The organism is Bacillus sp. USDA818B3_A (assembly GCF_009928415.1).
GTDB lineage: Bacteria > Bacillota > Bacilli > Bacillales > Cytobacillaceae > Neobacillus.
The window spans coordinates 389,081-404,445 of sequence record NZ_JAABNN010000001.1 but is presented as its reverse complement, the minus strand read 5'-3'; the positions used below and the strand labels follow the sequence as shown (position 1 = coordinate 404,445).

16 protein-coding genes are annotated in these 15,365 nt (G+C 37.3%); 12 read left to right on the top strand and 4 right to left on the bottom strand.

Translation table 11 applies throughout. From position 1 onward, the window contains the following. Positions 1–213: 213 nt before the first annotated feature. The 12 genes from GXK58_RS01915 to ssuE all read left to right on the top strand — a co-directional run bounded on the left by GXK58_RS01915 (position 214) and on the right by ssuE (position 10,173). Positions 214–1,110, top strand: coding sequence for a LysR family transcriptional regulator (locus GXK58_RS01915; RefSeq protein WP_160719333.1), 897 nt, complete (start codon positions 214–216; stop codon positions 1,108–1,110). Positions 1,111–1,297: 187 nt separating this feature from the next. Continuing rightward, positions 1,298–1,651, top strand: a complete 354-nt coding sequence (locus GXK58_RS01910) for a hypothetical protein (protein ID WP_237389529.1) — start codon at positions 1,298–1,300, stop codon at positions 1,649–1,651. 153 nt (positions 1,652–1,804) lie between these two features. Further along, positions 1,805–2,821 (top strand): LLM class flavin-dependent oxidoreductase, encoded by a 1,017-nt coding sequence (locus GXK58_RS01905; protein WP_160719331.1) that lies wholly within the window; start codon positions 1,805–1,807, stop codon positions 2,819–2,821. Between the two features lie 169 nt (positions 2,822–2,990). After that, positions 2,991–4,325, top strand: a complete 1,335-nt coding sequence (locus tag GXK58_RS01900; protein ID WP_160719329.1) for an LLM class flavin-dependent oxidoreductase — start codon at positions 2,991–2,993, stop codon at positions 4,323–4,325. 137 nt (positions 4,326–4,462) lie between these two features. Further along, positions 4,463–4,741 carry a glutaredoxin family protein gene (locus tag GXK58_RS01895; RefSeq protein WP_160719327.1) on the top strand — a complete coding sequence of 93 codons (279 nt, stop codon included), beginning with the start codon at positions 4,463–4,465 and terminating at the stop codon, positions 4,739–4,741. Between the two features lie 102 nt (positions 4,742–4,843). Further along, on the top strand, positions 4,844–5,674 hold the full coding sequence (locus tag GXK58_RS01890; RefSeq protein ID WP_160719325.1) for a transporter substrate-binding domain-containing protein: 831 nt from the start codon (positions 4,844–4,846) through the stop codon (positions 5,672–5,674). 35 nt (positions 5,675–5,709) lie between these two features. Next, positions 5,710–6,417 carry an amino acid ABC transporter permease gene (locus GXK58_RS01885; RefSeq protein ID WP_160719323.1) on the top strand — a complete coding sequence of 236 codons (708 nt, stop codon included), beginning with the start codon at positions 5,710–5,712 and terminating at the stop codon, positions 6,415–6,417. Between the two features lie 13 nt (positions 6,418–6,430). Beyond that, complete coding sequence (locus GXK58_RS01880) at positions 6,431–7,141, top strand: amino acid ABC transporter permease (RefSeq protein WP_160719321.1); 711 nt, start codon at positions 6,431–6,433, stop codon at positions 7,139–7,141. Next, positions 7,138–7,908, top strand: a complete 771-nt coding sequence (locus GXK58_RS01875) for an amino acid ABC transporter ATP-binding protein (RefSeq protein WP_160719319.1) — start codon at positions 7,138–7,140, stop codon at positions 7,906–7,908. Before GXK58_RS01880 ends, GXK58_RS01875 begins: the two co-directional genes overlap by 4 nt. A gap of 33 nt (positions 7,909–7,941) precedes the next feature. Beyond that, positions 7,942–8,454: a GNAT family N-acetyltransferase gene (locus GXK58_RS01870; RefSeq protein ID WP_160719317.1), complete on the top strand. Its 513-nt coding sequence runs from the start codon at positions 7,942–7,944 to the stop codon at positions 8,452–8,454. Positions 8,455–8,468: 14 nt separating this feature from the next. Next, entirely contained in the window at positions 8,469–9,614 is a 1,146-nt protein-coding gene (locus tag GXK58_RS01865; RefSeq protein ID WP_160719315.1) for an amidohydrolase, read from the top strand. Between the two features lie 25 nt (positions 9,615–9,639). Beyond that, a complete protein-coding gene (gene ssuE, locus GXK58_RS01860; RefSeq protein ID WP_160719313.1) occupies positions 9,640–10,173 on the top strand; it encodes an NADPH-dependent FMN reductase in 534 nt (177 codons plus the stop codon). Positions 10,174–10,313: 140 nt separating this feature from the next. Here ssuE and GXK58_RS01855 read toward each other — a convergent pair whose 3' ends face one another. From GXK58_RS01855 to GXK58_RS01840, 4 genes are all read right to left on the bottom strand, one after another. Next, positions 10,314–10,739 carry an EamA family transporter gene (locus tag GXK58_RS01855; protein ID WP_160719311.1) on the bottom strand — a complete coding sequence of 142 codons (426 nt, stop codon included), beginning with the start codon at positions 10,737–10,739 and terminating at the stop codon, positions 10,314–10,316. Positions 10,740–10,845: 106 nt separating this feature from the next. After that, positions 10,846–11,988 carry an ROK family protein gene (locus tag GXK58_RS01850; RefSeq protein WP_442862450.1) on the bottom strand — a complete coding sequence of 381 codons (1,143 nt, stop codon included), beginning with the start codon at positions 11,986–11,988 and terminating at the stop codon, positions 10,846–10,848. A gap of 159 nt (positions 11,989–12,147) precedes the next feature. Continuing rightward, positions 12,148–13,536: an amino acid permease gene (locus GXK58_RS01845; protein ID WP_160719307.1), complete on the bottom strand. Its 1,389-nt coding sequence runs from the start codon at positions 13,534–13,536 to the stop codon at positions 12,148–12,150. A gap of 624 nt (positions 13,537–14,160) precedes the next feature. Next, complete coding sequence (locus GXK58_RS01840; protein ID WP_160719306.1) at positions 14,161–15,282, bottom strand: serine hydrolase; 1,122 nt, start codon at positions 15,280–15,282, stop codon at positions 14,161–14,163. Between the last annotated feature and the right edge of the window lie 83 nt (positions 15,283–15,365).

Below are 15,365 nucleotides of genomic sequence, written 5' to 3'. Positions count from 1 at the left end.
AAAATTCTCAAGAAAAAAGTATCCTGACTCATAGCTTTTTATATTTTAGGGACAATTCGCACTTTACTTATAGGATTAATTAGGTTAAAATTTAGAAAAATTAAACAGTTTGATTAAGGCTGATTGGTCAACCAAAGGCTCCTTTCGCATGTTGCGGGCAGGGGTCTTTTTTTTTTCTTACAGTAGCGTGGTAAATCTAAAAGGGGGCTTAACATGAATATCGATCATCTTGAGGCATTTATGTATGTGGTTCAATTAAAGAGTATCCATAAAGCAGCAGAAGCACTTTTTTTATCTCAACCAACTGTTACAGCTAGAATTAAAACATTAGAGCAGGATTTGGGCATTGAATTATTTTATCGTAAGGGCCGAAGTGTGACCCTATCGGAGGAGGGCAAAGCGTTTATTCCCTATGCGGAGCAAATAATCCGTACCTACCAGCAAGGAAAGAAACTATTGAAAAAGGAAGAACATCCCGAGGAAATTGTTATAGGGGCAAATCTTATTACATCACAGTATTTTATGCCGTTTGTACTCCCATTTTTAAAAAAGGCACGGCCCGAGCTGCGATTTAAATTTATTTCTTCATCCAACGAGATCTTGCTTGAAAAACTGCTGCATAAGCAAGTAGATATTGCTTTTATGAAGGATATAACCCATCGAGGGGTTCAAAAGCATGAAGTATTAAATAATGAGGTTAAATTAGTAGTATACCCGGGACATTCTTTTCAGTATCAAGAGAAAATCTCTGTGCAGCAATTGGCGGATGAACCGCTAGTCTTTTTTGAATGTGGTGCGTTTGACTGGAATCTTGTTTATCACTTATTTGAGGTCGCCAGTACACAACCAAAAATAGAGTTTCTTGTCGACCATCTTGAAGTAGCAAAATCAGTTATTCTAAGTAAAAATGGGATTGGATTTTTGCCATCCCTTAGTATTAAAGATGAGCTTCAGCGGGGAGAACTTGTAGAAATTGATGTTTCTCATATACTACAAATCAACCAGCATATATTTGTCACACACTTAAATAATGGTTTCGCATTACCTTCTGTCTTGGAGGATATCCTTATGTTCGTAAAAGATTTTGAGAATCAAAAAGTTTTTCTGTAAATCAAAATTTCTATTATTAGATTAAATTTATCTATCAGCTAACGTATTGCGATTTCGATGTTTTCAGTGTTAGGATTAACCGCAGGTAATATCATGTAAAGGTAATTAACTAAGTAAAGTAATGGATCGTCTTGGTTCAAACCCTACTATTCAAGTTTGTATTCTTGGGTATAAGCATATAAGGAGGATGTACAGTATGAAAGCACAAAATGTAAATGGAGTTAGGTCATACCTTAAAGCCAACAAGCAAAATTCTCTTGAAACCAGTAATTATCTTAATATGCCAGATTTACAGTTTTCCAATTGGTGCAATTCACAGTTTAAGATTAATAGGGGGATTTATAATACGATTGATCAATGGTTTTACGAATATGGTATCGTGAATATTTATTGCCGGCGTATCCAGCTATTAGCATTTTTAGATTCAGTGAAGGATGAACTGAATGAGTCACATAAGTCTAAATTCATTAGGTTTGGTCATGGTGGTCTTACACGAAGACTGAATCGTTTCATACAGGGGGTAAGGGTAAGTTTTAAATAAGAATCTAAATCTAATGATAGATTTTTTTTATGAAATCAAAATATATTCCTATCAGTGAAAGTATTGCCAGGTCCTTATTCCCAGTGATAGGATAAACACAATTAATACAAACTTTTCCGACAAGTTAACTCGGAAAGGACAGGGGGAAACGTTTTGAGCTATAAGCTAAGTATCTTAGATCAGAGTCCAATATTTCCTGGGACCAATGCTTCACATGCCTTAAAACAAACCGTTTTACTGGCTCAAAAAGCAGAAGAATGGGGTTATAACCGTTTTTGGGTTTCTGAGCATCACAATGCAGAACAATTAGCAGGCTCGTCACCAGAGGTATTAATATCCTATTTATTGGCTCAAACAAAGACGATTCATATTGGGTCAGGGGGAGTAATGCTCCAGCACTATAGTCCATATAAGGTAGCTGAAAACTTCCATGTATTATCAAATTTGGCACCGGGAAGAGTTGACGTTGGAATTGGGAAAGCACCAGGCGGGCTGCCGTTATCAACAAAGGCCTTGCAGTATGGTACGGTCAATGATGGTAAGGACTTTTCTGAGCGGCTATCCTTTTTGATAGACTTAATTAAAAACAAAGTTAATAGTGGTCATCCACTTGCAGGAATTCAGGCAACCCCTATACCTCAGGAAAAACCCGAAATTTTCCTCCTGGGAGCTAGTACCAATAGTGCTCGTCTTGCGGCTGAACTAGGAATTTCATTTGTATTTGCTAAATTTATCAATAGTGATAATCAGGTTTTAGAAAATGCAGCAAAGCTATATCGTGAAATTTTTCCTGAAGGAAGATTGATCATTTCTTTAGCAGTAATCGCCGCACCTACTCAAACAGAAGCTGAACAGCTGACAAGCAACAGAAAAATAGTAAAAGTTCATCTACAGAGTGGACGTTCAGTAACTGTACAGACTATTGAACAGGCAGAAGTCTTTGGAAAACAATCAGGTGAGCCATATGAGATCACGGAACAGGAAGCTGATATTATCGCAGGATCACCAGGCCTTGTAAACGAAGTGTTATACAAACTTCATAAGACTTACCAGGTGGATGAATTTATTCTACATACACCAATTGAAAAAGAAGTTGAAAGAATACAATCCTTTCAGTTGCTGAGTCCTTTAATTACAGCAAATAAGGCTGCCGAGACTATTAATGGATAAATTGAAACAGGAAATTTTCGAAGTTTTTTAAACTTTAAAACCAAGTATTCAAATAGGATTAATTGACAATTAATAATGTAGATAAACATTACGGTCTTCCCACCAAGAAAATCGTCATGTCAACAATAAGAGGAATCGATAATCTTAGAATTAAAAAGGAGGATCCCCAATGTCTCAACAAAAAAAATTAAAGTTTGGAGCTATCATTCATGGTGTCGGAGGGAATATTGCCGGATGGAGGCACCCTGATATACAAGCAGATGCAAGTGTCAGTTTGGAATTTTACACTAATCAAGCCCAGAAAGCAGAAGAAGGTAAATTCGATTTAGTCTTTATTGCCGACGGCTTGCATATTAACGAAAAATCCATTCCACATTTTTTGAATCGTTTTGAACCCCTGACCATTTTGTCTGCCCTTGCTGCTGTTACAAAAAGAGTCGGTCTTGTCGGAACACTCTCCACTTCATATAGTGAGCCTTTCAACGTTGCAAGGCAGTTTGCATCCCTTGACCATATTAGCCATGGACGTGCAGGATGGAATGTTGTTACCTCTCCATTAGAAAAAACCGCTTTGAATTTTAGTAAAACGATAGAAGAACATCCTGACCATACTAAAAGATATCGAATTGCAGCTGAATATCTTGAGGTAGCCAAAGGACTTTGGGATTCATGGGAAGATGATGCATTTGTTCGAGATAAAGAAACTGGGGTGTTTTTTGATCGTGATAAATTACACCATTTAAATCATAGAGGGGAATTCTTCAAGGTGGAAGGCCCGCTAAATATCGGCAGATCTAAGCAAGGCAGACCGGTTATTTTTCAAGCTGGATCTTCCGAGGCCGGAAAAGATCTTGCAGCGAAGGAAGCAGATGCCATTTTTACAGGTCATCCCACATTAGAAGCAGCACAAGCATTTTATCAAGATGTTAAAAACAGAGCAAAGGCTTTTGGAAGGAATCCAGAGGAGCTCGTCATCCTGCCAGGAATCGCACCAATTGTTGCTGCAACACAGGAAGAGGCTGAACGAAAATATCAAGAGATTGCTAATCTAGTATCGATTGAAAAAGCTTTAGATTATCTGGGAAGGTATTTCGAACATCATGATTTTTCACAGTATCCACTCGATGAACCGTTCCCTGAACTCGGTGACTTAGGAAAGAATAGCTTCCAAAGTCATACAGATCGAATTAAAAGGCAAGCTAAGGCAGAAGGTCTGACACTTCGCCAGGTTGCATTAAGAGAGACCACACCAAAACCTGTTTTCCTTGGAACTCCGGAAAAAGTAGCGGATTTAGTTCAGGAATGGTTTGAAGGGAACGGTGCTGATGGGTTTATTATTGGTTCCGCTGTTCCAAATGGATTGAATAATTTTGTAGACTTAGTCGTGCCAATACTTCAAAAACGCGGGTTATTTAGAACAGATTACGAGGCCGAAACACTGCGAGGAAATCTAGGAATTTCTTTTCCGGAAAATCGTTATGCAAAAAAGGTTATAACCCATTGATAAAACAACATAAAAAAAGCAATTGCGAAAAATTAATCTGCCGACTAGTTAACTAGAGGCTCTCTATTTAAGATATTTAATCTTTAGTAGGGAGCCCTTTTAATTTAAAAAGGAAAAATTAGAAGGAGGAAAATAAAATGAGTAAAGAATTATCCGTTGTAGTTTGGGCTAAAGAAGGCTGTCATTATTGTGGAGAAGTAAAACAATATTTGGAGAAAAAAGGAATAAAATACGCAACGATTGATGTAACCCATTATGATGAACGAAGAGATATTCTGGAAGTAAAGTATGGCGTTCGTCATGTACCAGTAGTTGAAATAGGTCAGGGAGAAGTGTATGAGGGTGTAACAAAAGTAGGGGTTGAATATCTTGATGAAGTACTAGCAAAGTTCAACAAGAGTAATAGTTTAGGATAAATCCGACTAAATCAATAGATATAATGGTTAAAATTACATATTCGATCATCATTAATTAAGTAATTAGTGATGATTGAATGAAAATAGGCGGGGGTTAAGAAAATGAAGAAAAAACTTTTGATGATGATCACGTTATTTATAGTTTTGGTCCTTGGTGCATGCTCTTCCGAAGAAACAAAGACAGCTTCAACAGCTAGTTCAAAAAACGCAAAAAGTGAAACAAAGGTACAAAAAATAATTGTCGGAACAGGCACACAGTTTCCGAATGTTTGCTTTATTGATGAAAATGGGAAGTTAACTGGCTATGATGTGGAACTAGTAAGGAAGATTGATGAAAAATTGCCAGAATACCAATTTGAATTTAAAACGATGGAGTTCTCTAACCTGCTAATCAGCTTGGAAACAAATAAAATTGATTTTATTGCCCACCAAATGGAAGTAAATGAAGAACGGCAAAAGAAGTTTCTCTTTAACAGCGAACCTTATAATATTTTCCCTCTTCATGTAACGGTTAAACAGGATAACAATGAAATTAATTCCATTAAAGACTTAAAAGGGAAAAAGGTCATCGTTAGTCCGACTAGTAACTCAGCGGTATTCATTGAAAAGTATAACAAGGAACATAATGCTGGTATCCAAATTGTTTATGCAGGTAATGGACCAGATTCAACCATCAACCAAATAAAAACAGGCAGAGCAGATGCTACGATTACCACACCATTTTCTGTGGACTTCAATAATAAGCAAGTAGATGCTCAGGAAAAAGTAGTCGGTGAACCGCTCTTAAATTCAAAAGTCTATTTTCTTCTAAGGAAAGATGAAACACCGCTGCAAAAGAGAATTGACGAAGCACTCGTTGAATTGAAAAAAGAGGGTGTCGTTGGTGAATTAAGTAAAAAATGGTTAGGAGCTGACTACACCGTCAACTTTTAAGTAGTTGAAAGTTCAGGTTTGGAGGTTGTTTGAAAATGGGGAAAGCATTTGATCCATTGTTAATCTTTGAGTTTTTACCAACACTCGTGCAATATCTCGGGGTAACCCTTCAGATTTTAGAAGCATCTATTCTTCTAGGACTTATCCTTGGTGTGGCAGCCGCTATACCGAGGTTATTCAAAATTCCTATTTTGAACCAATTGGTCATTTTATATGTCTCGTTTATTAGAGGGACACCGATTTTAATCCAGCTATTCCTAGTTTTTTATGGTTTACCAGCAGTACTTATGATTTTTAATATCGATATTTCTAAGCTTGATGCTATTTATTTTGTGATTATTACTTATGCGATTAGTAATGGAGCAGGATTTTCTGAAATTTTCCGGGGAGCGATACGTGCGGTTGATAAGGGGCAGACGGAAGCGGCCTATTCTGTGGGGATGACCAGCTCACAAAGTTTTTTTCGGATTGTTTTGCCACAGGCTTTACGGATTGCCTTTCCAAACTTGGCAAACTCAGTTATTGGTTCGTTAAAGGATACTTCACTTGCTTTTACCATTGGTGTAATGGATATGGTGGGCAGAGGCGATACGCTCATTTCAGCCACCGCACATGCACTGGAAGTGTATATCTCCCTTTCTATCATCTATTATGTGGTTGTTTTATTGTTTGAAAAGATATTTAAAATTTTAGAAAGATATTTCAATCGCTATCAGAAAGCTGATCTATCGATTGCTGCTTAAAGGGGGGATAAGAATGACGATTAATGTTCCATTTATATGGATTGCTTTTAAAGAAATTATTAAATCCCTTCCAATTACTCTCATATTAACCATTGTTCCTTTATTGGTTGGTTTTTTAATTGGAATCGCTGTTGCACTCTTCAGGATTTATCAAACGAAGTTTCTATACCAGGCGGCAAATGGGTATGTTTCCTTTTTTAGAGGAACCCCGATTATCATGCATATTATGATCATCTATTATGGAATCCCCTTATTAATAGACAGGATTTCATTAAAGTTTGACTTAAATATTCAATCTAGCAAAATACCGATTATTTTATTTGTTTTAACCGCTTTGTCGTTAGCGGCAGGTGCTTATTTATCTGAAATAATCCGCTCAGGGATCATTAGTGTATCGGCAGGCCAACTAGAAGCGGCTTATTCGGTGGGGATGACGAAGTATCAGGCAATGGTCCGAATTGTTCTGCCACAGGCGCTGGCACAATCCGTTCCGAACTTTACAAATATTTTTGTTGGATTTTTACACACATCATCGATTGCCTTTCTTGTTTCAGAAAAAGAATTGACGGGTGCTGCCAATATTGTCGCTTCTACCAATTTGAAATTTTTGGAGGCGTTTATTGCGGCAGGGATCATTTATTGGGGACTGACGATTATTGTGGAGGGATTTTCTTACTTACTTGAAAAACGAGTGACATCGTATAGTCGAGGAGGCGTGTCATGATTATTTTAAAAGATATAAAGAAGTCCTTTAACAAGTTGCCAGTGTTAGAGGGGATTACTCTCAAAATTAACCGGGGAGAGGTAGTTACGATTCTTGGACCAAGTGGTTCAGGGAAAACCACTTTACTTCGATGCTTGAATTTTTTAGAAAAACCAGAAGCAGGTATTGTTCAAATAGGCAATATTCAAGTCAATGCAGAGAAAGTGACAAAGAAAGATATGCTCTCGATAAGAAAACAATCGGCAATGGTATTTCAGCATTATAATTTATTTGCTCATAAGACCGTACTAGAAAACGTAATGGAAGGCCTAGTGGTCGCCAAAAAGATAAAGAAAAAGGAGGCCAGAATAATTAGTGAACAGGTGCTTGAAAAAGTAGGTCTTAGTGATAAATTAGATTTTTATCCTTCCCAATTATCCGGTGGCCAGCAGCAGCGGGTAGGAATTGCAAGAGCATTGGCACTAAATCCAGAGGTCATTCTTTTTGATGAACCAACCTCCGCATTAGATCCTGAATTAGTCGGAGAAGTGCTTTCGGTGATTAAAGAAATTGCACAAGAAGGAATCACGATGGTGGTGGTTACGCATGAGATGAGTTTTGCCAAAGAGGTATCTGATCGTGTGTTGTTTATGGATGGGGGAGTAATCGTCGAAGAAGGAACCCCATTAGAGATTTTTCATGCACCAAAAGAAGAAAGGACCCGCCGATTCTTACAGCGGATATCGGGTGAATCTTTTTTTACAAGCTTAAAAGAGCAGGTAAATTAAATGAAAAATCACTTAAGGGAAGGGTGTTGGAAAATGGCCATTAACCAAATCAGTATTGATGAATTAGCGGAAGAGGAAAAAGAGACGGTAAGGAAATTATTAGTAGAAAGTTATCAACAATATGAGCATGAATATAACAATGCCCAAGTTTGGGAGGAGTACTTAACTAATATTAAGGCATCGGTTGATAATCCTGATGTTGAAAAGATTCTGATTGCAAAGAGCGAGGACAAAATCCTTGGTACCTTGCAGTTATTTTCGTCTTCAGATAAAGCCTATCAAAGACCAGAATTACAAATTTCCTCACCGATTATTCGCCTGTTGGCTGTGCACCCGGATGCAAGAGGACGAGGTATCGCACAAGAATTATTAAAAGCCGGCCTTCAGTATGCAAGGTCTCAAGGAGTTAAACAATTGTACCTCCATTCAGGCGATAAGATGCAAAGGGCGATTCGATTGTATGAGTGGTTTGGTTTTAAACGAGATCATGCGAAAGAATTTTTTAACAATGAAATTTTAGTAAAATGCTATCGATATGATTTATAAGAAAGGACATTAAAATGAATCAACAAGAATTCGAAACCTACTTAATAACGATCCGCCGTCATTTACATCAATATCCAGAATTATCACAGCAAGAGTTTGAAACAACCAAGTCAATTGAAACATGGCTAAATGAACTAGATATCCCTACTCGAAAAACAAACTTGGAAACGGGCGTATTTGCTGACGTATTGGGTGAAAAGCCTGGACCGATTGTGGCGTTACGTGCAGATATTGATGCACTGCCCATTGAAGAAAAAATGGGTCTATCTTTTGCTTCCAAAATAAAAGGAGTCATGCACGCCTGTGGTCATGATTTCCATACGGCAGCCCTTATTGGAGCTGCCTATCTTTTAAAGGAAAATCAGTCAAATTTCAATGGAACCGTACGCCTTATTTTTCAACCTGCCGAGGAGTTAGGAGGAGGGGCAAGGTATGTAATTGAGGATGGGCAGTTAGAAGGGGTGGAGGCAATCTTTGGGCTTCACAATAAACCTGAACTGCCTGTCGGTACCATCGGAATAAAAGAGGGACCATTAATGGCAGCAGTGGATCGTTTTGAAATCGTACTTCATGGGAAAGGCAGTCATGCCGCCCTTCCGCAAAACGGAAATGATCCGATTGTTGCAGCCGGGCAGCTTATTACTGCGCTTCAGACGATTGTAAGCAGGAATGTTTCCCCGCTTCAAAGTGCTGTAGTCAGTATAACGAAAATAATCGGAGGCAGTACGTGGAATGTGATACCAGGTGAAGTTAGTTTGGAAGGGACAGTTCGAACGTTTGACCCTATTATTCGGGAAGAGGTGAAAAGAAGGCTCTACACAATAGTAGAAACCATTTCTGCGGCTTTTTCTCAAAAAGCCGAGATTGACTGGTTCCCAGGACCGCCGCCTTTATTTAATCATAAATCAGTGACAGAAATAGCGGAAATTGCTGCTCGAAAACAATCTTTAGAAATTACCCGGCCACAACCATCTATGGCTGGTGAAGATTATTCCTATTATCTACTCCATATTCCGGGTACATTTGCCTTTTTTGGAACAAATGGAAACGAGGATTGGCATCATCCTGAATTTACTGTGGATGAATCAGCTATTGTAAAAGCAGCTTATTTTTTATATGAAAGTGCAACAGGGTTTTTAAATTGTGAGTTCAAAAAATAATAATAGTAGAAAAGGGGATTGAATCATGAGTAAAGTTACGATTATTTCTGGAAGTCCTTCAGAGCAAACAAGACTAAATGGAGTTTTTCATGATGTTTTAAACCATCTTGAAGGAATCGGGATTACTCCTGAAATCATAAATGTCCGGGCGCTTCCATCCGAAGCTTTAATCCAAGCGAGGTTTGATCACGAAGAAATTAAAGAAGCTAATAAGAAAGTGGAGGATTCCAATATCATTGTTATTCTAACACCTGTTTATAAAGCTTCATTTTCTGGAGTGTTAAAGACCTACTTGGATCTTCTGCCACAAAATGGTCTGGAGGGTAAAACAATCCTGCCAATCGCTGTTGGCGGAACCTTCGGGCACTTATTAATGATTGATTATTCACTTAAACCTGTCCTGACAGCATTGGGAGCCACTCACATTTTAAAAGGAGCCTTTGTTTTAGACAGTCAAATTGAAAAATTAGAAAATAATCGTTATGAGTTGAATCCTGAAGCCAAGAATCGATTAGTTGCTTCATTAAATAGTATCAAATCCTCTCAATTAACTGTTTAAAGTTTATTGATTTAGTAAAAGAAAAACATAGAAATATTTAGATGCTTGATGCTTTACTAATAATTAACAAACTTAACTGAAAATGAGTTTTATAAAAAATGATTTAAAGCCCTTGCTAAAAGTAGCAGGGGCTGATTTTGTTAGTGTAAAGCGGTTAGAATGACTCCAATGGCAATTAAGAATACTCCAATTCCGTTAACCAGGCTAAGCTTTTCGCCAAAAAAGATGATAGCTAAAACCGTAGCAATAACTACACTTAATTTATCAATTGGACCAACCTGTGAAACTTTACCCGTTTTTAACGCTAGAAAGTAGAACAACCAAGAGGTTGCTCCTGCTATACCGCTTAGGAAAATAAATAATAATGCTTTTCTTTGGCCAATAATTTCTGGGATCTTTCCTAGATTACCTTGGACGATCACCACTCCAATTAAAAATAGTGCCATGATGACTGAGCGGATCGCAGTCGCGGTATTCGCATCAATATTCTGTAAGCCTATTTTACCAAAGATAGAAACCATGGCAGCAGAAACGGCAGATAAAATGGCAAATAGTAACCAAGACATATATAATGACCTCTTCCAAGTAATTTTTTATTTATTATAGCCTTTCGCATTCGTCGTAAAAAAAAACGCAAAGTCTTATTATTACTTTGCGTTTTTAAAAAATTATTTAGGCAGTAAACATTTCTAAAAAGTTTTTGATCGAGATGGAGCTTGCTCCTAGTGCAGGTGCGTTTTTTCCCAAAGAAGATACAAATAGCTGATAATTGTTCTCTAGTTGCTGATAGGTTCTCGAAGCCACCGAATTCTTAATTGAGTTTAAAACCATTGGCAGAGCTTCCACGATATTGTTTCGGATGATTACAGCTTGGGGGTTAAATGTATTTAAGATACTAGTTAACCCGATACCTAAATAATAACCAAAGTTTTGAAGTGCCATTAGAATATCTGGATTATTTTGGTTTGCTAAATGAATAATGTCTTGATTAGTGATCATTTTTTGCTGATTCTTGGACAAGGATTTAAATAATGCCTTTTCGGAAGCATATAATTCCCAGCAGCCCCGATTGCCACAACTGCATTTAAGTCCATTAAAATCGATGGTCAAATGCCCCATTTCTCCGGCAAAACCTCTAATCCCTCTATAAAGATCATTATTGATAATAATACCGACACCGATTCCTGTCTGGACACTTACATAAACCAGGTTTTCATAGTTTTTAGCAGCACCAAATTCTTTTTCTCCATACGCCCCTGCGTTTGCCTCATTTTCTAAAAATACGGGTACTTTAAATTCTTCTTCAATTATTGTTTTTAAGTCTAATTCATAATTCCAATCTAAGTTTGGGGTGAAAATAATTTTTTGTTCGGTATTAACTAAACCTGGAACACATATACCAATCCCGATTAGACCGTAGGGGGATTCGGGCATTTGTGCAATTATGTTTTTGATATTAACCAGTAAAACATCCTTAATATCTTCTGAAGTCTGACATTCCAAGGGTTGATTTTTCTCAAGGACAATGTTTCCTTTTAAGTCTGTTAATATACAATTGACATAATCCACTCCAATATCAATTCCAAGTGAATATCCTGCGTTCTTATTAAAAACTAGCATAACTGGTTTTCTGCCGCCGCTGGATTGCCCTTGTCCGATTTCGAAAATTAGATTTTTTTCAATTAAAGTATTTATCTGCGAAGAAACAGTCGATTTATTTAAGCCTGTAGTTTCAGATAACTTAGCCCTTGAGATAGGGGAATTAGCGACAATTTCATTTAACAAAAGTTTTTGATTAATCTTCTTGACCAGCATTTGATCAGCTGTAATCACTTTCAATGCACCTCATTTTGTATAGCGTCCCAATTAAGCAGCGTCCACTTTTTATTTGAATTATATCATTATAATACAATTGAAATCGCAGAAACAAAAAATAAAAAAACCTTCTGGACATCACAGAAGGTCATTAAACAATTAACGATTTAAGGTTGAGTGCTTTCTTCCATAACTAAAATAAATCACTAACCCTATGACAAGCCAAATGAAAAAGCTAATCCAAGTTAAGGCTGGAAGCTGAAGCGCTAGGTACCCACAGGAAACAAATGCGAGCAGTGGAATCCATGGTACAAAAGGCACGCGGAAGCCGCGTTTAGGTGCTCCTTGTGATTTACGTAGATATAAAATTCCGATTGATACGGACATGAACGCAAATAATGTTCCAATATTGGTTAGTTCAGCAAGCTTTCCAAGCGGGATGAACCCCGAAAAAATCGAGACAAGCAAGCAGGTGATCCAAGAGTTCACAACTGGTGTTTGTTTCTTTTTATCCACTTTTGAAAAAACTTTTGGAAGTAAACCATCCCGGCTAATCGCATAAAACAAACGAGTTTGCCCATAAACCATGACGGTTAAGACGGTTGTAATACCAGCTATGGCTCCAAGGGATATGAAGCCCGCAACCCAGTCTTGGTGAATATAATTTAATGCAAAAGAAACCGGATTTTTAACATTTAGCAGTTGATAGGGAACAATTCCGGTTAGTACCGCAGAAACTGCTACATATAATAGTGTACAAACCACGAGCGAGGCAATAATTCCAATTGGCATATTGCGCTGCGGGTTCTTTACTTCCTCTGCTGCAGTTGAAACGGCGTCAAAACCGATATATGCATAGAACGCAGTAGCGGCTCCAGATGCTACCCCAGAAAAACCGAACGGCATGAAAGGTGTCCAGTTATCAGGCTTTACATACCATGCACCAACAGCAAGAAAAATAATAACGACGGTCAATTTAATAATAACCATCAGAGTATTAAAACGTGCTGAATGTTTTACACCCCTAGTTAATAGCAGTGTGATAATAAACGTAATAAAGATTGCAGGAACATCGATATAGGTTCCATTTGCGGGATTAAAAGCACTAGAAATGGCTTTAGGGATGTGAATTCCGAATCCAGCAATTAATCCTTGAAAATATCCGGACCAGCCGCTGGCTACCGACGCAGAAGCGAATCCATATTCAAGAATTAAATCCCATCCCAAAATCCAGGCAATGAATTCTCCAAAAGTTGCGTAACTATAGGTATATGCACTGCCAGAGACAGGAACGGTTGAAGCAAATTCCGCATAACATAGAGCGGCAAAAATACAAACAAGTCCTGATAAAATGAAGGATAGCACGAGTGCCGGACCGGCATGCTCTGCAGCTGCAACACCTGTAAGAACGAAAATGCCCGTTCCAACAATGGCACCAATTCCAAGCATCGATAAATCAAAGGCACCCAGCTCTTTTTTTAATGTCACATCTTTTTTCTCGGCTCCGTCTATTAAATCCTGTATGGATTTTTTCCTGAAAATCTCCATAATAACTTCCCTTCTAAAATAACCACATGTTTAAATATTGTGAAAATATGAACAATAAAATTCCGCAAAAAATGTCGAAAGAAAATCAACGAGACTTATAATATAATTTATTTTTAAAAAAATCAATATTCTTTAAAAAGAAATTTTAAAAAACTTTGCAATTAAATAGTCTTTTTATTTGCCAGCAGTAATAAATGACAAAGTCTTCCTTTATTAGATTACTAAAGTTCACAATTTTGACATATTTATTCAAAATTTTATTTCGATATTTCGACAACAATAGGACCGGTTCTTGGGAGATTTCGTCTTGTATGCCATTTTTATACGAAAATGGGCATGAATTTTGTAAATTCAAGTTATAAATAGTCGTTTTTTTGAAATTTCTTTTACATTATATGTTTGGTAAAATAGATTTACTAACACTATTCTTACTAAGCTTGGTTGTTAAAATGACATTAAAATACATGATCCTTGAGAGGAGAGGTATATTATGGTATTTAAAGCAAGATTATGGAGAATTTTAACCAAGAATCAAAAAATAAGATTACTTCAACAAAGAGCTTCATATAAAACAGTTGTATAGGACCCCAATCCTCCTAAAGGGGTCCTTTTATTTGAGTCGTTCTAATTGGACTGAGCCAATGACTGATTCAAGCTAGCTGTTCCATCCCTCTCAGAAAATCCCCAATTTGTAACAGCACCACTTTTCTCGAGAAAGACAAGCTGTTGGTGAAAACTGTTATTCCGTACACTCATACCATACATAGTAGAACTGCTAATACCGCTGAATATTTCCTTTCCAAGCAGGTACGAATAAAAATCCGGAACCTTAGTAAAAAAGGTAGAGGGGACAGCATATTTGGCAGAGGCTAAAGCTAGATTAATCGTTTGGAGATCGTTATTCGTTTTTAGAGTTAAAACATGGTATCGGTCGACAATAGATGCAAGATTAGCAATTACTTCTTGTGATTTTTCATAATCGATCCCGTTTGTTGCAACCGCTAATGTGTACGGCACTTTATCAAAGATAACTGCCGTATCATTGTAGATTAAATTCATTGGAATCATCCCAACCTTATGGGCGACAATTTTTCCTTGTACCCCCATTGGAATGGTAGAGTTATAGGCGGTATGTTCTAGATATTGAAGAAGGGTCTTTCCATTTTCATTTTGTCTTGAATACCTAAATAATTCGTACGCATACAAGCACAAGTCGTCAGCAGAAGTCATATTCCGCCCGCCAGGATAGGCATAGGATGCTCCTAACTTTTTTAGATAGGTAACAAATTGATCTTTTCCTACTCGTTCTTTTAACATGATAAAAGCTATGTTATCACTATAAATCATAGCTTTTTCAACAAGGTCAGCTATTGTATAGGCTGTTCCGACCGGGTCATATTGGATGATTCCGCTGCCTCCGGAGTAATGATGGCTTTGATAGGTTAATCTTTCTATTAAACTAAGTTTTCCCTCATCTGCCAAATGCATTACATATAGTGCTAAGGGAAGTTTAATCGTACTGGCAGCAGGGACTTCGGTTTGACTATTTAAGGTGTAATATTTGCCCGTTAATAGATTTTGATAACGAAGCGAAATCTTTCCTTGCCACGGTTTAATGTATTCCCTTAATTCATTATTCATCTCAGTAAATAGGTCCTGATTCTGGGCATGTGCCGGTGGTACATGGCCTCCAAATGTAAATATAAATATAATTAAAAAGAAAAAGATGGGTTTGATTTTCAACACTGTTTTCCCTCCTACTAATGAACTAGTTTAATAGTGATATGTTTGAAAATGTGTCGAAATCTGTCGATATTAGCAAGTTTAAA